At 47.6% G+C, this 22,250-nt stretch carries 25 protein-coding genes and 1 tRNA gene; 15 read left to right on the forward strand and 11 right to left on the reverse strand.

All coding sequences use genetic code 11. The features are described 5' to 3' along the window. Positions 1–11 precede the first annotated feature (11 nt). Positions 12–2,885: a formate dehydrogenase subunit alpha gene (locus ARCVE_RS03540; protein ID WP_013683412.1), complete on the reverse strand. Its 2,874-nt coding sequence runs from the start codon at positions 2,883–2,885 to the stop codon at positions 12–14. Positions 2,886–3,043: 158 nt separating this feature from the next. On the opposite strand from ARCVE_RS03540, the gene ARCVE_RS03545 reads away from it, so the two are divergent. Continuing rightward, positions 3,044–3,117: transfer RNA gene (locus tag ARCVE_RS03545), tRNA-Pro, on the forward strand. Positions 3,118–3,686: 569 nt separating this feature from the next. Here ARCVE_RS03545 and ARCVE_RS03550 read toward each other — a convergent pair. Continuing rightward, positions 3,687–4,505, reverse strand: a complete 819-nt coding sequence (locus ARCVE_RS03550) for a winged helix-turn-helix domain-containing protein (RefSeq protein ID WP_013683413.1) — start codon at positions 4,503–4,505, stop codon at positions 3,687–3,689. Positions 4,506–4,656: 151 nt separating this feature from the next. Between ARCVE_RS03550 and ARCVE_RS03555 the strand changes: the two genes are divergently transcribed. The 10 genes from ARCVE_RS03555 (at position 4,657) to ARCVE_RS03595 (ending at position 10,738) form a co-directional block, all read left to right on the forward strand. Next, on the forward strand, positions 4,657–4,821 hold the full coding sequence (locus ARCVE_RS03555) for a ribbon-helix-helix protein, CopG family (RefSeq protein ID WP_013683414.1): 165 nt from the start codon (positions 4,657–4,659) through the stop codon (positions 4,819–4,821). 14 nt (positions 4,822–4,835) lie between these two features. Further along, complete coding sequence (locus ARCVE_RS11275; RefSeq protein WP_013683415.1) at positions 4,836–4,994, forward strand: hypothetical protein; 159 nt, start codon at positions 4,836–4,838, stop codon at positions 4,992–4,994. Then, the gene (locus ARCVE_RS03560) at positions 4,987–8,340 is read left to right on the forward strand and encodes a CHC2 zinc finger domain-containing protein (protein WP_013683416.1); all 3,354 of its coding nucleotides are present in this window, start codon (positions 4,987–4,989) and stop codon (positions 8,338–8,340) included. The genes ARCVE_RS11275 and ARCVE_RS03560 overlap by 8 nt, the downstream gene beginning before the upstream one ends. Next, a complete protein-coding gene (locus ARCVE_RS03565) occupies positions 8,337–8,765 on the forward strand; it encodes a hypothetical protein (protein ID WP_013683417.1) in 429 nt (142 codons plus the stop codon). Before ARCVE_RS03560 ends, ARCVE_RS03565 begins: the two co-directional genes overlap by 4 nt. Continuing rightward, a complete protein-coding gene (locus ARCVE_RS03570; protein ID WP_013683418.1) occupies positions 8,762–8,947 on the forward strand; it encodes a hypothetical protein in 186 nt (61 codons plus the stop codon). The genes ARCVE_RS03565 and ARCVE_RS03570 overlap by 4 nt, the downstream gene beginning before the upstream one ends. A 19-nt stretch (positions 8,948–8,966) precedes the next feature. After that, the gene (locus ARCVE_RS03575) at positions 8,967–9,203 is read left to right on the forward strand and encodes a DUF736 family protein (protein ID WP_013683419.1); all 237 of its coding nucleotides are present in this window, start codon (positions 8,967–8,969) and stop codon (positions 9,201–9,203) included. A gap of 1 nt (position 9,204) precedes the next feature. After that, positions 9,205–9,573: a hypothetical protein gene (locus ARCVE_RS03580; RefSeq protein WP_156786009.1), complete on the forward strand. Its 369-nt coding sequence runs from the start codon at positions 9,205–9,207 to the stop codon at positions 9,571–9,573. A 69-nt stretch (positions 9,574–9,642) separates the two neighbouring features. Next, positions 9,643–10,017 carry a hypothetical protein gene (locus ARCVE_RS03585; protein ID WP_156786010.1) on the forward strand — a complete coding sequence of 125 codons (375 nt, stop codon included), beginning with the start codon at positions 9,643–9,645 and terminating at the stop codon, positions 10,015–10,017. A gap of 57 nt (positions 10,018–10,074) precedes the next feature. Continuing rightward, positions 10,075–10,254, forward strand: a complete 180-nt coding sequence (locus tag ARCVE_RS03590; RefSeq protein WP_156786011.1) for a hypothetical protein — start codon at positions 10,075–10,077, stop codon at positions 10,252–10,254. 22 nt (positions 10,255–10,276) lie between these two features. After that, positions 10,277–10,738, forward strand: coding sequence for a hypothetical protein (locus ARCVE_RS03595; protein WP_013683422.1), 462 nt, complete (start codon positions 10,277–10,279; stop codon positions 10,736–10,738). 227 nt (positions 10,739–10,965) lie between these two features. On the opposite strand, the gene ARCVE_RS03600 is transcribed toward ARCVE_RS03595, so the two are convergent. The 6 genes from ARCVE_RS03600 to ARCVE_RS03630 form a co-directional block, all read right to left on the reverse strand. Beyond that, entirely contained in the window at positions 10,966–11,244 is a 279-nt protein-coding gene (locus ARCVE_RS03600; RefSeq protein WP_013683423.1) for a hypothetical protein, read from the reverse strand. A 687-nt stretch (positions 11,245–11,931) separates the two neighbouring features. Then, positions 11,932–13,023, reverse strand: a complete 1,092-nt coding sequence (locus ARCVE_RS03610) for a tyrosine-type recombinase/integrase (protein ID WP_013683424.1) — start codon at positions 13,021–13,023, stop codon at positions 11,932–11,934. Positions 13,024–13,129: 106 nt separating this feature from the next. Continuing rightward, positions 13,130–13,345 (reverse strand): type II toxin-antitoxin system HicA family toxin, encoded by a 216-nt coding sequence (locus ARCVE_RS03615; protein WP_013683425.1) that lies wholly within the window; start codon positions 13,343–13,345, stop codon positions 13,130–13,132. Further along, a complete protein-coding gene (locus ARCVE_RS03620; protein ID WP_048086158.1) occupies positions 13,342–13,548 on the reverse strand; it encodes a type II toxin-antitoxin system HicB family antitoxin in 207 nt (68 codons plus the stop codon). Before ARCVE_RS03620 ends, ARCVE_RS03615 begins: the two co-directional genes overlap by 4 nt. A 185-nt stretch (positions 13,549–13,733) precedes the next feature. Continuing rightward, entirely contained in the window at positions 13,734–15,071 is a 1,338-nt protein-coding gene (locus ARCVE_RS11280; RefSeq protein ID WP_013683427.1) for a multiheme c-type cytochrome, read from the reverse strand. A 9-nt stretch (positions 15,072–15,080) separates the two neighbouring features. Next, the gene (locus ARCVE_RS03630) at positions 15,081–15,809 is read right to left on the reverse strand and encodes a hypothetical protein (RefSeq protein ID WP_013683428.1); all 729 of its coding nucleotides are present in this window, start codon (positions 15,807–15,809) and stop codon (positions 15,081–15,083) included. Positions 15,810–16,080: 271 nt separating this feature from the next. Between ARCVE_RS03630 and ARCVE_RS03635 the strand changes: the two genes are divergently transcribed. The 4 genes from ARCVE_RS03635 (at position 16,081) to ARCVE_RS03650 (ending at position 18,588) form a co-directional block, all read left to right on the forward strand. Then, a complete protein-coding gene (locus tag ARCVE_RS03635; RefSeq protein WP_052302960.1) occupies positions 16,081–16,524 on the forward strand; it encodes a multiheme c-type cytochrome in 444 nt (147 codons plus the stop codon). Between the two features lie 10 nt (positions 16,525–16,534). Then, positions 16,535–17,266, forward strand: coding sequence for a 4Fe-4S dicluster domain-containing protein (locus tag ARCVE_RS03640; RefSeq protein ID WP_013683430.1), 732 nt, complete (start codon positions 16,535–16,537; stop codon positions 17,264–17,266). 181 nt (positions 17,267–17,447) lie between these two features. Further along, positions 17,448–17,999 (forward strand): hypothetical protein, encoded by a 552-nt coding sequence (locus ARCVE_RS11695; RefSeq protein ID WP_013683431.1) that lies wholly within the window; start codon positions 17,448–17,450, stop codon positions 17,997–17,999. 25 nt (positions 18,000–18,024) lie between these two features. Further along, positions 18,025–18,588: a cytochrome c3 family protein gene (locus ARCVE_RS03650; RefSeq protein ID WP_013683432.1), complete on the forward strand. Its 564-nt coding sequence runs from the start codon at positions 18,025–18,027 to the stop codon at positions 18,586–18,588. A gap of 39 nt (positions 18,589–18,627) precedes the next feature. On the opposite strand, the gene hsp20 is transcribed toward ARCVE_RS03650, so the two are convergent. From hsp20 to ARCVE_RS03665, 3 genes are read right to left on the reverse strand one after another with little or no spacing between them, the layout of a single operon-like run. Continuing rightward, positions 18,628–19,155, reverse strand: a complete 528-nt coding sequence (hsp20, locus tag ARCVE_RS03655; RefSeq protein WP_013683433.1) for an archaeal heat shock protein Hsp20 — start codon at positions 19,153–19,155, stop codon at positions 18,628–18,630. A 53-nt stretch (positions 19,156–19,208) separates the two neighbouring features. Next, on the reverse strand, positions 19,209–21,413 hold the full coding sequence (locus ARCVE_RS03660; protein ID WP_013683434.1) for a CDC48 family AAA ATPase: 2,205 nt from the start codon (positions 21,411–21,413) through the stop codon (positions 19,209–19,211). 58 nt (positions 21,414–21,471) lie between these two features. Further along, positions 21,472–22,143: a metalloregulator ArsR/SmtB family transcription factor gene (locus ARCVE_RS03665; protein ID WP_013683435.1), complete on the reverse strand. Its 672-nt coding sequence runs from the start codon at positions 22,141–22,143 to the stop codon at positions 21,472–21,474. Positions 22,144–22,250 lie beyond the last annotated feature (107 nt).

Below are 22,250 nucleotides of genomic sequence, written 5' to 3' on the forward strand. Positions count from 1 at the left end.
GGATCACCTCATCAGCGCCGCATCAGTGTTACCTTTAAAGCCTCGATTTTGCCCTCGTTCTTTCTTCTAAATTCTTCAAGCCTCGTAAGCTTTACAACCTCGCAGATTCCGGCCTTCGTCGCCTGCATCTGTGTTTCCGGATCCCAGCCCGGCGGATTTATGATATTCGCTGAATCGCCTGCTACGAATGGGCGAGTGTCCATGTCCTTGGTAACGGGGAAGCGGTCGAGGTATGACTGCCCCTGGAAGTAGCCGCCCCAGTGGAATGGCATGAATACAACGCCGGGCGGAACTGCATGCGTAACTTTTGCCTTCACAACCACGTAAGCTGGTTCGTCACCATACTCCAGGCCTCTTGGTGAGATTACTGCGACCATCTCGCCGTTCTTAATGCCTCTTTCGTTTGCATCCTTTGGATTGATTTCAACGTACATGTCTGGCTGCAGTTCGGCAAGAATTCTGTTCGCCCTCGTCTCTGCTCCACCACCCATGTGCTCAACCTGCCTGCCGGATGTCCATATCAGCGGGAATACTTCCTTGAGCCGGGCGTTCTTCCATGCAACCTGATAGCTTCTTGCCCTTATCTGCACCCTGTAGTGGTACTCGCCGTAAACACTGTCGTCGTAGACCGGATATTTGTCCACAAGGTCGAGGCGCGGCGAGAAGATTGGTTCTCTATGCACAGGCACGGGATCTTTCATGTTCCAGGCGTAGAACCTCGCCCTACCCCTTCCAGACGGAACCATGTTTTTGTCAAGCCATTCGGAGTAGTCCGTTTCGAGGTTCGTCGCCCATCCTGGTATCTGGTCGTGTCCGTTCACACCGCTGAGCAGCGAAGCACCATCCGGGGCAGTAGTGCCCCACTTAACCCTGAAGTCGTGGCCACCCTCCCACACCGGAATGTCGTTGCGGTATAATATGGGCGTGCCAGGGTGCTTTTCATTCCAGCACGGCCACGGCAATCCCCAGTATTCACCATCGCAAGGCCCGCCGACAGCTCTGCAGGTCTCGGGATCGAATGTGTAGTCGTACTCCTGCTGTCTCTTTATTCTCCAGCTCTTCTGGCCGATCATTCCAATGCTTCTGCAGCCTACGGTTACCTCGTTGTCCCACACATCCTCCGGTCTGATCTCCTCAGGCGATTTGTTTCCGAAGTTGATTGTGAACTTCTCGTACAAGCCTGCCTCATACCTGTCAAGGGCTTTTACGAGGCTGAGCAGGATCCACATGTCTTCTTTCGATTCGTAAAGGGGCTCAACAACTCTGTTTCTCCACTGTATCTGTCTTCCGCTGTTTGTGACGAAACCCTCTCCCTCGAACTCGGTTGCTGCTGGCAGAAGGATTATGCCGTCATCTCTATCAGCCATCGCCGCTCCGCTTTCGACGAATGGATCAACGAAGACAAGAAGCTCAACCGTTTCAAATGCCTTCTTAACGAGCTTCAAATCACCGAGAGATGGCGTTGAGTGGCCCCAGATGAAGATCATCTTGAGCGGAGCGGGCTGGTCAATTTTCATGTTTCTCGTTCCGGGATATGCATCCGTCCCAGCTACAGCTCCAACAGCGAACCTCGCCATTGTAAAGCCCTTCTTGTGCATCATTTCTTCGCTGGCGAACCTGCTCTTGATCCACTCGTAGTCAACCTTCCAGACGTTGCACCAGTGCTTCCACGCTTTCTCGCTGAGACCATAGTATGCTGGCAGAGAGTGGCTCAGAACACACATGTCGGTAGCTCCCTGCACGTTGTCGTGGCCTCTGAAAGCGTTTACACCTCCGCCAGGCTTTCCTGCGTTGCCGAGGAGGAGCTGCAGGATCGCATAAGCCCTTATGTTCTGTGCTCCATACTCGTGCTGTGTTCCACCCATTGCGTACTGCAGCGTTGCCGGCCTGTGGGTTGCGAGGATGTACGCAGCTTTTCGAATCTTTTCAGCTGGAACACCCGTTATGTCCTCAACAAGCTCCGGCGGGTACTGCATTATGATTTCCTTTGCTTTCTCAAAGCCGTAGGTTCTATTCTTAATGAACTCTTCGTCGTACCATCCGTTCTTTATTATCTCATAGCATATGCCCCATACAAGCGCTATGTCCGTACCTGGCCTGAACTGCAGGTGTAAGTCGCTAACCGCAGCGGTTCTGCTGAAGCGGGGGTCGCAGCAAATTAAAACAGCCCCCCTCCTCTTTGCTTCGTATATGTGGTAAAAGCTGACAGGATGTGCCTCAGCAGGATTCGAGAAGAAGATTATGCATCTCGCATTTCTCATGTCGTTAAAGTTGTTTGTCATTGCTCCATATCCCCAGGTGTTACCGAGGCCAGCAACGGTTGTGGAGTGGCAGATTCTCGCCTGGTGGTCTATGTTGTTGCTACCCCAGAAAGCCATGAACTTTCGCATCAGGTAAGCAACTTCGGTGCTGACTTTTGCCGAGCCTGCGAAGAAAATTGCATCCGGACCATATTTCTGCCTTATTTCAATCATTTTTCTCGCAATTATGTCAAGCGCCTCCTCCCAGCTTATACGCTCCCACTTTCCGTTTCTCTTTATCATCGGATATCTCAGCCTTTTCGGAGACGTTACGATGTGGTTTACAGTTGCTCCCTTGCAGCAAAGCTTTCCGCGGTTTATCGGGTGATTGACCCAAGGTTCAATCCCGATGAAAACATCATCCTTAACCTTCCCCAAAATCCCGCAGCCAACTGCACAGCCCGTACAGATGGTCTTAACGAGCCTGACCCCTTCCTGTTCCGCCTGTTCCTGTATGTGCTGAGCCTCCACCTTCTTAAACAGGCCATCCCTGCCGTACTTTGCCAGACCTGCAGCTACAGCAACTGTAGCTACGGAGGCTTTCATAAAATCTCTTCTGGAAAGTTTCAGAGAACGAACGCCCATCTAAGGACCTCCCATCGTTATAATCGTGTTGTTGATACAATAAATTTAAAAATTTCGGATTTGTACTTTTGGATTCGTACTCATTAGCTGATTAGTGCTCGCAGGACAACCCGTCTCATCAGTAAGGTTTTTTAAGCCCACAGGTTAAGGGCTGCCGAGGGGCCGTGGGGTAGCCTGGTGATCCTCCCGGCTTTGGGAGCCGGTGACCCGAGTTCAAATCTCGGCGGCCCCACTGCTATAGGATGTTTTACGTAAAATAGAAACCTCAGGAGCTCTCCTTCGACGAAATCAGACAGGTTAGGGATGTACTGGCGTGCAGCTTCCAGTACATCCTTGCGAATACTCAACCTCACAGGTACTTTACCAAGGTTGGGGCGCCCCATGGATGAGTAATATGGCCATGAAATGATAAAGTTAGCGGAGCTTGTTGTGGGTGAACACTATCCAACAATAATTATACAACACGTGTGATGAAAATCTGCGGGTAGTGTGGGTAAATGCGGGTATCTCCCTATACCCTTTTCTTATACACATAGGGGGGGTTCAAAAATTAGACCCTCCCTTTGCTTATTTTAGAGGGTATATACGATTACCCGCAACCCTCCGCACTACCCGCAAGTCGTGACGAAATTCCGTAACGAAGTAGCCAATTTATCATGAATCATTACATAATCTTTTTTGAATATAATTAATTTTATAATACAATGTGTGTCGCAGTAGCAAGGAACCCCCCACCGGTATGTTTTTGAATTCCCGTAAAAATTACCCCGCAAACTACCCGCAAAAATAAGAAAGAAGGTTTTAGGAGATACTTCCTTCTCGAGCCAGCAACATTAACTTCTCATACAACCTACCGTAGATTTCTCCCATATTTCGAATGTATTCGTCTAGATCCATTTCACGTGCTCTTTCCCGTAAGTTATTCAAGTCCTTCTCGAATTTTTCAATATCACCCAACAGCTCGGCGAGATTTCTCTCGTTTGAAGCAATCGCCTTTATGATATCTACAACCATCATTACAAACATTATTCGCTCATTGAACATGCGAGCCGACGATTGCTTCTCGTAGAATTTTTTCAAAACTTTTGGTGACTCTAGAGTATTTCCAAACTCCACGACATCATTCCAGACGGATATGATAAACATGTATTCAAGAGCTGTAAGATAGTTAACAAATTGCTGTGTTTCACCGAGATCTATCACCACTGCTGGGAAATTTCTCAAAAGCTGGATGTATTCATCAAAAGATCCGAGAACGAGCATTTTAAAAAAGTTCGGCGATGTTTTTAGCATTTCCCTTACATCTTCACGAAATAGTGTAACCTTGTGATGATTAATTAGAAAATCAACAACGCCATCGTTTTTCTGAAGTTCTGGAATTATTTCAGGATAATTCCTTACAATAGTCCTCAGACCCTCAATCGTCAAGTTAAGTTCATAAAAACGCCTGCGTCGGTCGTTTGGATCGGTATGTTCCAATATCAAACCCTCTTCTTTGAGTGCTCTGATATACTCGCTAACGATCGGTTTTTTAAGCCCTATGGCTTCTTGAATTTCGCCGAAGTACTTTTTTCCTTTCAGAATTGCTAAGAGAATCTCGAATTTGCGTTTGCTTGTCATAATTGTTTGTTAGGTATCATGCCTATATAAACCTAACTATCTGTTAGTTGCCGAACTATCAATCTTTTTTGTTCGTTAATCCTAGAACAAAAAATTATTTATACCCTTTCTGCAAAATGTTTGTTAAAAAACAAACAAATGGTGGGGGAAGATGGGTAGGGTAATCGTGACTAAAACAATCTCAATGCCTCTCGAAGTAGCCCTCTTGGTTCAGAAACTCGCAGAAAAGCTTCAGATGTCAGAATCAGCAGCAGTCAGAGAAGCAATTCTCGAGAAAGCAGAAAAACTTGGTTTAATTGAAGATGAAATTAAATAAAAGAGGTTAATAAAATGCCAGCCAAACGCCGAACTCCAGTAAAACAGGCAACGAACCTCTATAAAAACATTTGCCATGACGAATGGTTAGACGACTTTTGCGGTGACTTCGGCATAGCGTGCTCATTCTGCCCTGTAAAGCTCTTCTCCGAGGAGGGAGCTACTCATGGTTGACAAAAAAGCCCTCCTCGAGGAAATTCGCTCAAAACTAAGACTTGAAGACCTTATCGACTTAACAGGCTTTAAGCTCATTGGTGGGGAGTACAGGGGACCCCACCCAGTTCATGGATCCACTACAGGAACAAACCTTGCCGTCAACCTCGATAACCAGGTTTGGTACTGTTTCCGCTGCCAGAGTGGAGGAGACGCTCTCGCTTGGCTTGCAGTTCAGGAGGGTCTCATCGATTGCAGCGAAGCCGATGACATAGCCCATGTTTTCCCTGAGGTGCTCCGTATAGCCTGCGAAAGGCTTGGCATCGACTTCAACACCACACCAGAGGATAGGAGAGCGTGGCGGAAGCTAAGAGAAGAGGAACAACTCCTTGAAGCGATGTTCAAGGAAGCTCTTGCGTTCTTCAGAGAGCAGCTCGAAGACTGCCCCGATGTTAAGGAATGGATCAGAGAGAAATATGGCCTCTCTTGGAATGATGAGCTTCTGGAGAAGTTTGGTATTGGCTATTGCCCCCCTGATGGAGATCGTTTAGCAAAACACCTCATTACAAAGTTCGGAGAGGTTAATGCCTTAAAAACAGGCCTTATAATCCCAACAAAGGACGGCTACAGGGATTTCTTCGCTGGAAGAGTAGTTTTTCCATACTTCGTGAGAGGTAAGCCAGCGTACTTCATAGCCCGCCAGACTCCTTGGACTCCTGACGGACCGACAAAGGAAGCAAAATATCTGAAGCAGCTTAAGAAGTCAGACAACCACCAGTATGTAAGTTCTCTCGTTGAAGAGCCTATTTACGGGATCGATAGCCTGAGAGGGGCTAAGGAAGTCGTAATAACCGAGGGTATAGCCGACGCAATCACAGCAATAGCGAACGGCTTTCCAGCAATCTCTCCCGTGACGACTCGCTTTAAGGCTGAACACGTTCCAGATCTGCAGAAGTACGTCAGGGGAAGGACGATCTACATTGTCAACGATAACGAAGAGTCGGGAGCTGGACTTAGAGGTGCTCTCGCAATTTTAAGGAGTATAGAGGGAGACGCAAGACTCGTAATCCTCCCAAGGCCTGAAGGCATCGAGAAGATCGACGTAAATGATTACTTCAAAGCTCTCACCGCTGAGGAGTTCAGGGAACTTCTGGACAAGGCCGTGCCAAAAGAAGAGGCGTTACTACGTTTCTCGGATTCAGTGGTGGACATATTCAGAGTAGTTCTGAAGGAAAAGGCCATTGACCCGGATAAGGCGTTCGGGATCTGGCAAAACAAAGAACAGTACTGGAAGTACGTTCCCCTTGAAGAAGCCTTACCAAATGACGCCAAGCTCGCTATTGCTGCCTTCAGAAGGGACAAAATAGGAGAGATAAAGAACCACGTTGAAGCACCGATCCGCCACAGCGTTATCGCTGGCGTGACTCTTCGCCTTCTCCTGAAGTGCGGAAGGTTTCTGAAGGACGAGCTTAACAACCTCTACTACTTCAGAGAGGACGAGAAAAGAGTTTACGAGATTTCAGAGAAGTCTGAGGAGTTCAAGGGGTTATTGTACGATTTAACCGGGCTTAACTCAAAGACTCAATCTTTTAAGGAAGCCGTTGCCGAAGTTACGGCTTATGCTCTCCGTCACGGTGAGGAAGTTAGCGTTTACCGTGACTTCCACTACGACAGGGAGAGAGGGATCCTGTATGTTTACCTCCAGAATGGAGAATATCTCGCCCTTGACGGAGAAAAAGTCGAAGTTTGGCCTAACGGGGCTAATGGAATATACTTCGCCAGAAATAAGCTGGTTGAACCTCTGAAATACATCCCTTCAGAAGAGAGGGAACAGATAGAAATCCCGGGACAGATCGAAGAGCTGAGGAGAGACGGCAATCTGTTCATTCAGGCTGTGTGCAACCGCACGAGCTACGATCCAAATTCCGAGCTGACAATCAGGCAGCAGAGAGATCTCCTCGCATTGTATTACTACAGCGTTCCGTTCGGGGATTTCCTGTCAACCGTTCCTCTCCTCGCCCTCGTCGGTGAGAAGGGATCGGCAAAGACCTTCACGTTAAGGCTCTTTGGGCGTCTCATTTACGGGAGACATTTTGACGTCAGCTCCATAAATCCGACCCCTTCAGGTGAGAGGGATTTCGTAGCAGCCCTTGCAAACTGGGGCTTCATTGCCTTGGATAACGTTGATAGCCCTGTTTCATGGCTTGAAGATGCCCTCGCAAAGGTCGCAACCCGTGGCGTTCACAGGATGAGAAAGCTGTTTACCAATGCTGAGGAGGTTGATGTTCCGATACGTTCTTTTGTCGCCCTCTCATCGAGAGATCCCCACTTCAGACGTGATGATGTCGCTGACAGGCTCTTAATCATCAAAACGACCAGACTTAGCAACTTCATTCCGGAGGGTGTCCTCCTTGAGGCGGTAACAAAGTACCGGAACGTTGTTTTCTCTGAATACGTGGATGGCCTGAATAGAATCGTTAAGGCCCTGAAAGGCGTTAACTTGGCAGAGATAACGATTCCTCACCGTCTCGCCGACTGGGTTGCCTTCGCTCAGATCGCTGCCGAAGCTCTTGGTTTCGACGTTGAATCTGTTAGGGATGCTCTTGAAAAACTCGATGAGGTAAGGGCGAACTTCACCGTAGAGGCAGATTCCTTCTATCTCATCCTAAAGGGCTGGGTCGAGACGTCGAACACAGGAGAGTGGCTCACAGCAACACAGCTCTTTAAGGAACTTCAGAACTTTGCAAATACGATAGGTTTGGAGCTTTACGTCAGAAATCCTATCTCTCTTGGGCGTAAACTCCAGAATCTCAAGGCAGAACTTGCCAGAATTCTGGGGATGGAAACAAAGTACGATTCCCACGAAAAAGTATGGTTGTATCGTTTCCCCAAGCCAGATAACCTCTTACAGAAGAACGATGATGACAGCAACGACCAAGATGAGGGGGATGGTAGTCCGGAAGAGTACGAGAAAAGGACTCTTTCTGATGGTTCAACCGCCTACATCCCGAAGAAGCTCGCAGAACTGAGAAGGCGAAAAGAGGAGGAGGCGAGGAAAGCCGAAGAGGCAGAAGAGGATGAAAACGAAACTGCTGGTTTTGACCTTGAAGCAGCACTCGGAATCCAGCGAGAGAATATCGAGGACCTTCTCGACGAGGACGAGGAGACTGAGGAAGATGATGAGGATATCGAGTACGTTACAATAAAGATCGTCAAACTCCCGCCAGTTCGCGAGTTCATCGGTGTTGACGGTCAGACTTACGAAATAAAAGAGGAAGGCCAGATTTTGAGGATTCCAGCCCTTAATGCTCGTCCATTTCTGGAGAGAGGCTACGCCATAGAAGTTAAGGAGGGTGATGCTCCATGAAGTGCCCTTACTGCGGAAACTTCCTCGAAAACACCCTCTTCAAAGCTCTCGAGCCATACCACGACGATTCCGCTGTAGTAGTCACCAACGTTGACTACGTCCTGGATGTCGGAAACAGAATTAGGGCAATCATCGAGGAGAAGCACAGCAACAGGAAGGTTATAAGGGGTTACCAGGCCGTAACACTGAAGAAGATAGCTAAATGTCTGAAAGTTCCGTTTTACGTTCTCTTCTCGAAGAATGGCGTTGAGCTATACGAGGTTGACAGATTCAGCATAGTCCGCTCCAATCCCTACGTCAGCTTCGAGGATAAGGAACCCGTTCTTTCCGGCTCGATCTCTGACCTTGGAACCTTCCTCTATGAGAACTTCCTGGCTGACGCTCCTCCCTCAAGAAACGGGAGGAGAGGAGGGGGAAGGAGATGAGGTACCTGAAAGTTAGGACCGAGACAGGTGGAGAGGGCGAGCTCGGAGAAATAAGCCTGTGGGTGTTTAGGGGAGAGTGGAAGGCAAGGAAGGAGAACGGGAGAATTTACCTCAGCTACGGCAGCATAACCTTAGAGATGGACCCAGAGACCTTCAATGAGCTCAGGAACGCCCTTTCTTAATCTTTTCGAGGTGTGGAAGATGAAGGGCAAGAAGAACGGACCGAAGAAGTACCTTGCCGGCGTGGTGGACTTTGGGATCCTGGGAAGGAGAGAGGCCTACCTGTTCAAGAACGAGAAGCGGGAGAAGAAGGAACAGCCAGCTTACAGATTGGTGATCAAGGAAGGCGATGCATGGAAGGAAGTTGGAGCGTTCTGGGTCCGAGAAAGCAAAACGAAGGAAGTTGAGGAGGAAGAGATCGATCTGTCAGGTGACTGAAATGCCACGCCCACGCAAATCCTTCCCCATTTCTTTCTGCCTCTCCCTTAGAGAAAGAGGATACAGCTACGAAATGATAGCGTGGAAGCTTCAGCAGCTCGGCTATGACGTCAGCAAGTGGACGGTGATGAGGAGACTATCTCCCATAGAGAGGTCCTCGAGCTGTGGCCACAACAACCAGGAGACTGTGGCCACAGGCGGACCTGGACAATCAGGTTGTGATTTTGCACCGTCAACCAGCAACATTCAGCACGAAAATCCGGGCTTTAGCGCTCAAAGACTCGAAGAAGCCAGCATAGATTTGCTGGCTGGAGAGGTTGAGAGCTTTGATGAATTGGTGGACAGGCTGAAGGGTTGCCATGAAGCCTGAAGTCTTCACCATCCTTGCCGTCATCTTCTGCCTGTGGGCTTTGTCGAGATACCTCAGGAGGAGGCTGGCATGATCAAAAAGCCTCGAGAGATCTGCCAGGTAGAAGGCTGCAAGGGTAAAGTCGTCATGCGCTGCTCCAATTGCCTCCGCTACGTATGCGAAAAGCACAGCGGAGATCTACCTCTTCTCTGCTCTGACTGCTCTAAAATCCCGGAATCTAAGAGAGAAAAAGAAACGATCATTGTGCTGCCAGCAAGCTCGCCTTATGCTTTTATCACCACAGCAGAACGCTGCTGGATAAGAAAGCTGTCGAAGCTAAAGGATGCTGAACTACTCGAAGAATTCAAGGACTCGAGGGGGAGAACCCACGCCGTGAAGTTTGCAATCGACAAGCGGCACATCACATTAACCAGCAAGCCACGAAAGAGATACGATCACTTTTGAGAATGCTATGAAGTTGGGATTTTTGCTCATGGTATGTGCATTTCAGGAGGTGAAAGATTGAACCACGATAGGGAGTTCAGGAGAAGGAGATCCCGCACATTCAACGCTATCTACTTGAAAATTGAGGATGAGAAGGAACTCATCGAAATCTCCTGGAAAGGAACCTGCAGGCTTGAGAAGGCCATCGACGAGCTGAAGAGGTTAATTGAGGAAGGGATTAAGGTTAAGATGAGGTGAAATCTCGTGAGAGGTGTTTGGCATGGTTGACATCCACAGCATTTTCAAGCGGATAGAAAGAGGAGAGAAGATCTCCAGAAAAGAGCTGGAGGAACTGGGAATCAAAGAGAGGATGAGCCATAAGGAATGGCTGGAAAGAGTCAGGGTTGAAGGGATGGACGTCCACACCTACGTGAAGCTGAATCCTCCTGAAAGCGATGTGTTTGTTGTTCCAAAGGAGTTGCTGCAACCTCTCAAAAGCACGGGAAGAGAGGAACAGGAGAGAAAGCAGAAAGAAAAGAAAAAACAGCTTAAGGAGGCAGTAGGCAAACCAAGAGCTGACAAGTTGAGAAAGCCAAAGAAGGAGATACCAATTGAAAAGGTGAGGAGGCTGAGAGAAAGGGGTTACTCATACAGGCAGATAGCGCTTATTCTAAGGGTGGAAGATGGCATTTACGTTTCGCCCATGACAGTCTGGAGGAGACTCCGGGAATGTCTAATGTAAAAATCTTTCATAACCTGATACTACTATAGCCCGTAACGATACGGGAATGAGACAATATTAAATTCTATTATAGAGTGCTCTTTAAATAAATAAAGCTGGCCATAAAAAGCAATCACAGCGATGGAAGTGTTAAGAGAAGGCAAAGGGGTGTAAAGATTTCACCAAGCTTGGCTGGTGTAAAAAAAGAGAGGATAGAGGGTGATGCTGCATGCTGCTGAAGATCGGGTTTACACAGCCCCTTCTCCGGCTCCATATCTTGCGTAGAGGAACATTCCCAGGACACCGAAAGCAATGAAGCCTATTGCCGTCAGGAAGTTGAACTTCAGTATGCTGAATCCGAGAGTTCCTGCCTCGTTGATGAAGTTCAGAGTTGCAGTCTGGAATGTCAGGTCAGTGATCGTCCCTGCCAGGTCTATGGCGATACCACCGGTGTATCCGAGGACTATACCCATGATCATCACTGTCAATATTATCGCACCTGCATGAATGGCCAGTGCACTTGTCATTTTCCCGCATCACCTCCGTCAGAAGGTACATTGTCATGATGATTTAAATAATTTTCTGATACAATAAAATTATAAAAATTTATATATATTTATTCTTTTCCTTAATCTTACTGGTTTCGAAAGTATTTAAGTTTTGCTAAATGGGAGGTTGTGCAGTTCTGCAACAGAAACAAGGCAGTCTCCTCTTTGGTGGTATATCCTCAAAAACTTCCTGTTACGGTTCCATTTCTTGCTGATGAATGCAAAACCTGGCCTTCCACATCTTGGACAGATCACCTCAACACGGTAGCAGCCTTGGAGTTCAAGAACAGAAGCCAGCATATTTGTCAATAAATATCAGACTATATTTGACTTTCTGAGATAATAGATTATTTTACTACCGGAATTTTGCACCATCAGGCAGGCGTGTTCTAAGGTGATAACAGGGGTTAATGTGGGGAGAGGGGAGGTTCCAAGACACAACGTCGAAGAATCTTTCGACTCGCAAGGTTACAGGTCCAGTGTTGTGTCCACAATCCTGGACCTGCATGCTGTGGACACAACCCTGGACGTCCACCTTGTGGACACAGTGACCAGGAGACTGTGGACACAGAACCCCAGGGATCTCCCAGGGATGTGGACACAATAGATCCCCATCCAGTTTACTGGACAAAAGTATAAAAGAAACTGTCCGGAAAACTGGACAGATTAATTGCTGTTGATGGCTTTGAGAAGCTCCTCCAGCCTGACCTCTTCAGGCACAAGGTTGACCTTTCCCCACGCTGCCATGTACTGTTCATAGATCTCACTGGGAAGCTTCCCGTCATAGCTCTGAACGTCAAGGCTGCCAGTGTTGTGTGCCATAATGTAGTCTCTTAATCCGGGATGTACTGCTGGAACTACTCTGCCATCAGGAAGCTGAATATTCAGGACGTTGTTGCACATCTGCTCGAAGAACTTTCTAAGGTGGGAGTAGGTTATCTTTCTGCCTGTGTGGACGGCCTTGATATCTATCCTGGTGAATGCTTTTCTAATGGAATTATACGGAAAAACAACGTCATCACGTGGTTTTTGCTGCTGAAGATGCCGATAATCGAGAACAGCCCGCAGCCATTCAACCACCACAGGATGGAGAGGAACCCAGTGAGGGAAGGACTCTTTGTCCTTCTCCTCTGGGACCCACAGCATTGGCGGGTTTCTGCTCAATGCCCTCTCAAAGTCCTGAAACGTTAGCTTTGAAATGGTTGCTTCGGGTCTTTGACCTGTGTAGGCTGCAAAAAGAACGTTTGCGATGTACTTGATCTTGGCGTAGGTATCCCTTATTTCCGAATTGTGTGGATCTCTGGGGAGATTGTAAATCGCCCTGATTACGTTTTTAACATCTTCTTCTCTAATGAGAATTGGATTAATTTTCTTGCTTGGCCTCTGGGGTTTGTCAAGGACTTCCTTGAGATCCCTGGCGAGAGGATTTCCCGTGGTTTTGTAGACGTACTCGAGGAAAGACTTGGTGTAGGTGTAGTACTTGTGGAGAACGTCATAGCTGTTGTATTCAGACATGTACCAGTTCTGAAACTCTATCAATGTCCGGCGGCTCAGAATGCCCTTGGTTTTCTCCATAAGGTCTTTCTGAATCTTTGTAATCCAGTACCTTCCACCGTCTGTCTTGCTTTTTGTAAACCTGTATTGGATGTATTCCCTTGATATTCGCTCATCGACCTTTATTTCTGCTGAATTTTGTGTAAATCGCTCTATTTCAGCTTTGGGAGCCGGTGACCCGAGTTCAAATCTCGGCGGCCCCACTCGTATTTTGCAGCGGAGGATTAGCGGGATTTAACTATAATAGAACGGAATTCCAGAGGTAAGTTAAGGGTGGAGTTACTTCCAAAATTGGGATTGAATAACCTAACTAAAGCAGCTCCGCAAATTCTTTAACAGTCATCCCACTTTGCTTTATAATCGCTCTTAACGTTCCCCTGTCAAGTTCCCTGTGAAGTGGAACTACAACAATCCCTGTCCCTTCCTTATACAGAACGACATGGCTCCCTCTCTGCCTTTCAACACTCCAGCCAGCTTTAACAAGAGCTTTGATTGCCTCTTCGCCAGAGATCCTTGGCAGTTTCAAACAACCACTTCCACAACTTCGGCCTTCTGCATCTTTTCAAGCTCTTTCTCCTGAAGAACTTCAAGATAGAGTTCTATAGCCTCTTTTATGTTCTTCAGAGCCTCTTCTCTGGTTCTACCCTGTGAGATGCATCCTGGAAGAGAAGGAACGGTGACAACGTAATAACCGTCTTCCCCCTCTTCTAGGATAACCTTGAATTTCATGGGTTTTATTCTGCCAAGGATGTATATTACCCTATCGTTGAGTTTGTCGGGGATGCCTCCCACTTATTTCTGCTGAATTCTCAGAATTCTGTAAATCGCTATATTTGGGAGCCTTGATGCCATGATGGGTTCAGATCTCAGCTACTTGGATTTTAGATTTTTGTAATGCAGCGTTATGGCACGACTTACTGATTGATAGCGTATCCGGATGGTTCTGATTCGATGTAAACATCAACATTGCCCCATTCGTGACACCTTGAGCATCCGCCTGACGCCCCTCCTCCACCTTTACTTTTTGTTGCATGCACTGCAGCTTCATGGCAGCCCATACAAACGTCTCCATGGTACATTCTTGCATAAGTTGCAGTCTGATTTAGCAAGTTTTCGTGATCATCAGGATCTGTCTTGCCGACTGGTCCCGAATATGCACTTGCATTTAGTATTGCATTGTATGCGTCAAAAGTTTTTCCGTAACCATGGCACGTCAGGCATGAGACTTTCTCTGCACAGTGAACAAGTCCTTTGTTTGCAGCCGTATCAGGCACTGAAGGGTTATAATGGCAGTCTTTACAGTATGTGTTATTTATCAGCGATGTGTTAAGCGAGTACGTTGACGTATATCCATCATACACTCCTCTCGCGTGAAATCTGATGTCTCCCCACAGATTAGTTAGGTACCAAGACCATCCAGGTTTAGTAGGATTAACGTACCTATAGATCGGAGCATGAGTTCCATTAATTAATCCCTCATAAATGTTCTCATGGCACTTTGAGCAGTTTATACTATCCATTGGTAGAAATTCATGTTTACCACTAAATTCTGTTGACTTAGCGGCGGTTATGGTGTAAGTGCGAGTTCCATTTGGTGAAAAGGACGTAAAATTCCAGTAAAGTGTTGAATAATCGATATTCCAGTGATAAGTGTACGATATCTCCTTCGAATAATTCGTGTGACAGAGCAGACAGCCAATATTCATATCCCCAAGCGTGTCATTAGCGTATTCAATCAGCCTTTTGTGGGCTGCATAGTATGAGATTCGAGAAACGTCGATTGTATAGTTCGGTATGCGTGAATTATCTGGGATGTATGCCAGATTAAAGCCCGCCGCTGCTGGAGCGTAACTTATCCCGCCATGTATATTCCTGATAGGTGTAGTTTTCCAGTGACACTCTAAACAGTTCGGCACGTACGCCGCATGAGCCTGCCTTCCCGGATGCGCTCCCGTTGAATTTATCACAGCAAATTTCACGCCGGTGCCGTTGTAGCGGTGGCAGGTTTCGCAGCTTAAATCACTATGTGGAGCTTTTGGATTGGAATACAGCTCATTCCACACCCTGAGATGGCACTGTTTGCAGTACTCGTCGCTTCCGCTTCCAACTGTAACGTTTATCACTCCTGATTCCGCATTGTTATCAAAATTGAAGGTTGAATGTGAGCCTACGAAAAGAGTGATGACTGGTGTAGCGTACACGAGCATAGCCGCTGCAGCGGCGATCAGCAGGAGCACAACTTTACTATTCATCCCACCACCTTAGCCGTAGTCTCTTCTTTCCTCAACTTCCACAAAGGCATATTTTGATGACGTGATGTTGAGATACGACTCATTGAATCCCGTAACAGTTGAATATCCCGGGATAACGTGGTTAACTTCCAGCAACATACCACTACTTATATTGAAGTTTATCGTCAGATTCACCATCATATGACAGGCAACACACGCCTCGCTTGAATCGGGCAGCAATGTACCATTGTTTGCAACTATTGCCCCTCTAACAAAGGAGTTGTGCGCTTCACAAATCCCCGCATCGCTTGCGTTTGGATCGGTGTAGTTGTAGGGCGAGCCGTATATGCTCATGTCTTCAAATCCGCCAGCAAATGACATATTCTGCAGAGAACTCAGCGGTATCTCAACATACCGGATTGCCTGCTGTCCGTTATACTGGTGGCAAAGCATACACGCAACAGTACTCGCAGCATGGGCTTGTTTTCCGGGAACAACGGCTGTACCTTTAACCTCCGCGTACGTAATATTAATGTCTGCCCTGTGGCACGAGCATCCTATATTCCTGTGATAGCTCGACATCAACTCAGTATGCACGTCAGCATGACACTTAACACACGGCACATCATTATCCTGACCACTTAAGTCATACCACAGGTGCTGACCTGCAAAAAGGGATGCGGTGGATGGAAGAACAAGAACACCTATTGCGAAGAAAGTTATGATTATGATTATAATCTTTGGAATTTTGTTATCCATATTGTCTCAATCTTTTTACGTTATTTAAATATTGCTTCTGAACACTCTGACTATTTTATTAATTATAATAAATAATTACTTTGCGAAGAAAGTGTAGAAATGATTGGTGCGGAAAAACGACGTCGCCAAGAGCTCTGATTAACATAAAGGCAAAAAATAGAAAGTTTTATAAACTTGTAATAATCAGATATGAGACGGGTGAGTTGAAAATGAAAATCACGCTTACCTCCGATTCTCCCGTTCCACGTACTAAACTGGAGGGGGTTTTAGCTTGAAGTCAAAACTGTTGAAGATCTTTGTTGCAGCGATTTCAGTTTTAATGTGCGTAGCTGCTGCTTTTGCCTGGAACGGTGTGCTCTACGACGTTCTCGGTATCAAGCACACCAGCGCTGAAGCTTATGAGTACGCAAAGGAACCAGTTTACCAAGGCAGCGAATACTGTAAGGAATGCCATCCGGATATTTATGAAATTTGGGCGAAATCCAAACACCACACACCAAGCGCAGATGTTGATTGCGAAGTCTGCCACGGTCCTGGACAGACACAGAAGATCGACAAATCCCGCGAGTTCTGCGGGAGCTGTCATGCAAAGATTCCTTTCAGACCAGGAGCCTTGGGGCTAATCGACATCGACAGCCACTATTCGGGGCCTGAATGTATTGAGTGCCACAATCCGCACAATCCGTGGCCTGCAAAGGCAATACTCTACGAGTAGGTGAGACGCCATGAATCTGAATAGAAGAGAATTTATCAAACTCGGTTTGAAAGCTGCAGTAGTTGCCGGAGGTATTGCGGCAGTTTCTGCATCACTATCACCGAAAGAAAAGTACTGGGGCTTTGTTGTAGATTTGACAAGATGTATAGGATGTGGAAAGTGTGTACAGGCCTGCAGAACTGAGAACAAAGTTCCAGAAGGATTTTACAGAACGTGGGTTGAAAGATATACTGTGACCGAAGAGGGGCAGGTACTTGTCGATTCTCCAAAGATGGGGGAAGAGGGTTACACACCATACCCACCCGAAACAGACATTTCAAAAATAAAAGGCGGATACTTCGTTCCAAAGCTCTGTAACCAGTGCGAAAATGCACCATGCGTCGCTGTTTGCCCTGTTGGTGCAACCTACATGACCGATGACGGCGTGGTGCTCGTTGACTATGAGAAGTGTATAGGATGCGGCTACTGCGTATCAGCATGTCCTTATGGGGCAAGGTACCTCTACCCAGAAGATGGAGAGAGCGAGTACATGCGGGGCAAGGTTGACAAGTGTACGTGGTGCTACCACCGCGTGGTCAGGGGACTTGAACCGGCCTGCGTGTATGTCTGTCCGACGAAAGCGAGAGTCTTTGGAAATGTTCTTGACCCGAACAGCGATGTAAGGAAGTACTACAGGCTGAAGCTCAAACAGCCTCGCCCGAAGACGGGAGCAGATCCAAAGCTGTACTACTACACCGGATAAACATAGCACAGAGATACGTTTTCCAATCTTTTCCAAACACTGTGAAACCTGAGATTTCAATCTGATAAGTAGTTGTTAGCTGCTATAGCCTGATTTTTCATTCAATAGAGGCCTATTCGGCATTAAAACCGAAAAACTAATATATATTTCGAGCAACTGAACTCCAAATGGAGGGATGTCAATGAAAACCAAGATGCTTATATTGTTGATGGTTGTATTGGTGGCGGGGCTTTTTGCCGGCTGTACAACGACAGAAGAGGTAGCTACACCAACGACCAAGGTTACGCAGGAGGAAACACCCACAGCAACACCTGTCGAAGAGACACCAGCTCCAACGCCAACTCCAGAGAAAACACCTCAGCCATCCGCTCCTGCTGCAGCGGCAGCAACTATCGACTGCAGTGTGTGCCACAAGAAGGCCAGCGATTATGCTGCTCACAAGGATGGAAACGGCTGTCTGAAGTGCCACGGCACCGATCCGCACAAGATACACGTCGGTGAGGGTACGATAAACCTCGAGTGTTCTGTCTGTCACGGCACTTCTGACAAGATATCGATTCCTGAGGCTCCTGACGGTCAGCCATCCTGTGTCCTCTGTCACGACTCGAAAGATCCTGTTAAGCCGTTTAAGGACTACGTCAATGTCCACATACCACGTGGAAAGCCGTGTACGGTCTGCCACACCCAGCCCATTGACGAGCTGCACAAGGCTGCGGACGCTGGAGCCCAGTAAAATAGCCTGAAATAGCTGGCGAGCCATGAGAGCAACTATTTTTTTAATTACTCTTATCCTAATTTTCGCCACTGCTACAACGCTATGTATTCAGACGGAAGAGGTTAAGGAAAAATCCAGCGAGTTTGTCGTTCCCACGCCAGCCCCGCAGGAAACGCCGGAAGTACAGAGTACAGCAGCCAAAGCAGAGCCCATAGATGGAAACTGTCTTGCATGCCACTACAATGCCAAGAGACAGTACATTCCACAGGTTGAGAAGATTTCCGGCCACCTCGACGCCAGTGAGTACTGCATATATTGCCATGTAAAGAATGCACCAGAGCTAACGCCCGAACAGCTTTTCCAGGAGGTGCACAAGCTTCACACGTCAAAATATAGCGACTGCGACAAGTGTCACAAGACATACACCAAAGAAGAGCTTGCCTGTGGGAACTGTCATGCAGGCGATCCATTTAAACCGAGCTACGGTAATGTCTTTGAAATACACTCTCCGAGAAACGTTGGATGCATGGAGTGCCACGGTGACGATTTTGCCAGAATACACATTGACAGAAAACCGTTCCCCGCCTATTTTTCATTCCCTGAGTAGTTTAAATATTATTTTAATTTTTTAAAAAAATAGAAAAGATTACTCAACCTTGATTTTCTTTCTGTCTTCCTTCTTCGGATACTTCTTCTTGAAGATAATCTCGAGCACTCCGTTGTTGTACCTTGCCTTTGCTGAGTCAGGAACGACCTCACACGGCAGGTCTACGACCTCGTAGTACTTCCTGTTCTCACCTTCTGCCTTGATTTCGACGGAAGTCTCGGATGCACTTACGTCGATGTCGTCCTTGTTCACACCAGGCATCTCTGCAATTACATGCACCTCCTCGTCGGTCTCCATAACGTCGATCAGTGGCTTGCGTTCCTCGATGCCCTGAGACACGCCCTCAGGCTTCGTACCGAACTCCCTGATCTCTGGTTTGCCGTCAGGGCCAATCCTGATGGAGAATCCCCTGACTATGGGCTTTATTTCGCCACTTGCTGCTCTTCTGAATATCTCATCAAAGTCCCTCATCATCCTGTCAAATATTTCGTCGAAGAGTTCAAACTCTCTACCAAAGAATTCATCAAAGATGTCGTCCCTATCCCTCTTCCTTCTCCTCCAGACCATATTCCACCACCTCCTTGGGATTTTTATTAATCCTTATTTAAAAAATTATAAGGTTAGACGTACATCTTGTGGAAGTTCTCGATTATCTGCTCGTAACGCTTGACGTCATCCTTCGTCAGACTCGGCTTGACCTTCTCAAGAGCCTTTTCAAAGTGCTTCTTTGTGATCTTTATCTTCTTTGCAAGTTCTTTGGCTTCCTCTCTCGTCAGTCCGGGCTTTAGAGCTTCCCTTATAGCGAGCATGCCTGCTTCCCTGCAGACGGCCTCAATATCTGCTCCGCTGTAGCCTTCCGTCTTTTCGGCAAGCTCGTCGATGCTTACATCATCAGCAAGCGGTTTGCCCCTCAGGTGAATCTTGAATATCTCCTTCCTTGCCTTCTTGTCCGGCGGCGGGATGTAGATGTGCCTCTCAATTCTTCCCGGCCTAAGCAATGCTGGATCGACTATGTCCGGCCTGTTCGTTGCTGCTATGACGACGACGTCCTTCAGCTCCTCCATTCCGTCGAGCTCAGTCAGCAACTGGCTTACAACTCTTTCAGTCACGTGGCTGTCAGCGCCTCCTCCTCTGCGCGGCGCTAAGCTGTCTATTTCGTCAAAGAAGAGTACACACGGTGCTACCTGCCTTGCCTTTCTGAACATCTCTCTGACATGCTTCTCACTCTCTCCGACCCACTTGCTCAGCAGTTCCGGCCCCTTGACGCTTATGAAGTTCGCATTGCTTTCATTCGCCACTGCCTTGGCGAGCAGAGTCTTACCAGTTCCAGGCGGACCGAACAGTAGTATTCCCTTCGGAGGCTTGATGTCCACTGTCTCGAATACCTCAGGATACTTCAGAGGCCATTCTACAGCTTCCTTCAGCTCCTGCTTCGCGTGCTCTAAGCCACCGATATCTTCCCAGCGAATCTTTGGCACTTCTACAAGCACTTCGCGCATCGCAGAGGGCTCTATGTTTCTCAGCGCCTCAAGGAAGTCCTCCCTTGTGACCTTCAGGTTTTCAAGAACCTCTTCCGGAATCTCCTCTGCTTCGATGTCAATCTCGCCCTTCTCCATTCTCTTTCGTAACGCGTGCATCGCAGCTTCCTTGCATAAGGCTTCGAGGTCAGCTCCAACGAAGCCTATAGTGTGGTCGGCAAGTTCATCGAGGTTTACATCCTCTGCAAGGGGCATGCCCCTCGTATGGATCTCAAGAATCTCTTTCCTGCCCTCTCTGTCAGGAACACCAATTTCGATTTCCCTGTCAAATCTTCCAGGCCTTCGCAGTGCTGGGTCGAGTGCATCAGGCCTGTTGGTGGCGGCGATTACTATCACGTCACCCCTTGCCTCGAGACCATCCATGAGGGCGAGGAGCTGCGCAACGACACGTCTTTCAACTTCTCCAGTCACTTCCTCTCTCTTCGGAGCGATCGAGTCAATTTCGTCGATGAATATAATCGATGGCGCATTCTCCTTCGCCTCTTCGAAGATTTCACGAAGTCTCTGCTCCGATTCGCCGTAGTACTTGCTCATTATTTCTGGCCCACTTATCGAGATGAAGTGAGCGTTAACCTCGTTGGCAACAGCCTTCGCTATCAGCGTCTTGCCCGTTCCGGGTGGGCCGTAGAGCAGAACGCCTTTTGGTGGATCGATTCCGAGACGCTGGAATAATTCGGGATGTTTGAGCGGAAGTTCGATCATTTCTCTTACGAGTCTGAGCTCTCTCTTAAGCCCTCCAATGTCTTCGTACGTTACATTTGGTACTGCCCTCGTTACCTCCTCTACTGGCCTGTCCTTCAGCTCGATGGTTGTCGAGCGGGATACTATGACCACTCCAGCAGGCTTTGTGGATGTGACAACGAAGGTTAGCGTGTGACCGAAGAGTTCAACCCTGATCTTCTGACCCCTCGTAACGGGTCTTCCTTCAAGCAGTCTGAGAAGGTACGCTTCCCCACCCATTAGCCTTATCGGCTCCGTCGGGGCAATTACAACCTTCTCCGCCGGTTTTGCCTCTACCTTCCTTACCCTGACCTTATCGTCGATGCTTACTCCAGCGTTGTTTCTCAGGCTGCCATCAATTCTGATTATGCCCTTTCCCCTGTCATCGGGATAGCCGGGCCAGACTATCGCTGGCACCGTTGACTTGCCTATAATCTCAACCACGTCACCGCTCTGGAGTCCGAGTTTTTCCATTATTTCAGGATCAATTCGCGCAATACCTCTCCCAACATCTCTGTAATATGCCTCGGCAACCCTGAGCGTGACCTCATCACTTTTCTTACCCATACACATCACCTCCAATTTTTTAATTAATTTTTAACCTTAATTAAACTTACCAGTCTTCTTACTTGACCACCCACATACTCCTACCATTCTGCTGAACCTCCTCGACGAGACCTTTCTTTCTGAGCCTCTCAAGGGCACTCTCGACCTCCCTGTACGGTATACCAAACTGCTCCGCAATCTCGAGCGCTGAATTGGCTCCCTTTGTGAGGCCCAGCAGCACGACTCTTTCCACCTCGTCGTCGATGTGTCTCTCTATTTCGTCGAGGAGGTACTCGAACACTTCCGTTATTCTGGAGGTTATCATGCCCTGAATTCTTGAAAAGTTCTGCTGAACCTCCTCAATTTTCCGCAGAACCTTGCAGAACTCTGACATAGACTTGCCTTCGAAGCTGAATCCCTCGAACAGTCTCTTAACCTCGCTTACAGTTTTCTCGATGTCTGCACTGCTGTTACCTGTCGTTATGACCGTCTCGAATCTGTGAGGGGTGATGGAAATCTCTATTCTCAGATTGCGGTTGATGTAATAGTATCTTCTTCGTCCTTCTTCGAAGCTCGCGACAATCCCTGCCTTTTCGAGTTTCTCGAGATGCTCGAGAACGGCTTTGGGAGCCATCTTGAGGGAGTAAGATATCTCGCTAACGTAACACGGCTTCTTGGAGAGTAGGCTAAGTATTCTTCTCCTGCTCTCGTTTCCAAGAGCCTCGAGTACTGTGTCAATATTCGCTTTCATTGTCCTCCCTCTTATTTATTCTTATATGGTTACTAACAAAAAGTTAGTGAAGTACTATATAAAGATTTCGGTGAAGGAGATCATACATGTTCGCATAACGAATGAAA

This window comes from Archaeoglobus veneficus SNP6 (assembly GCF_000194625.1).
Taxonomy (GTDB): domain Archaea; phylum Halobacteriota; class Archaeoglobi; order Archaeoglobales; family Archaeoglobaceae; genus Archaeoglobus_C; species Archaeoglobus_C veneficus.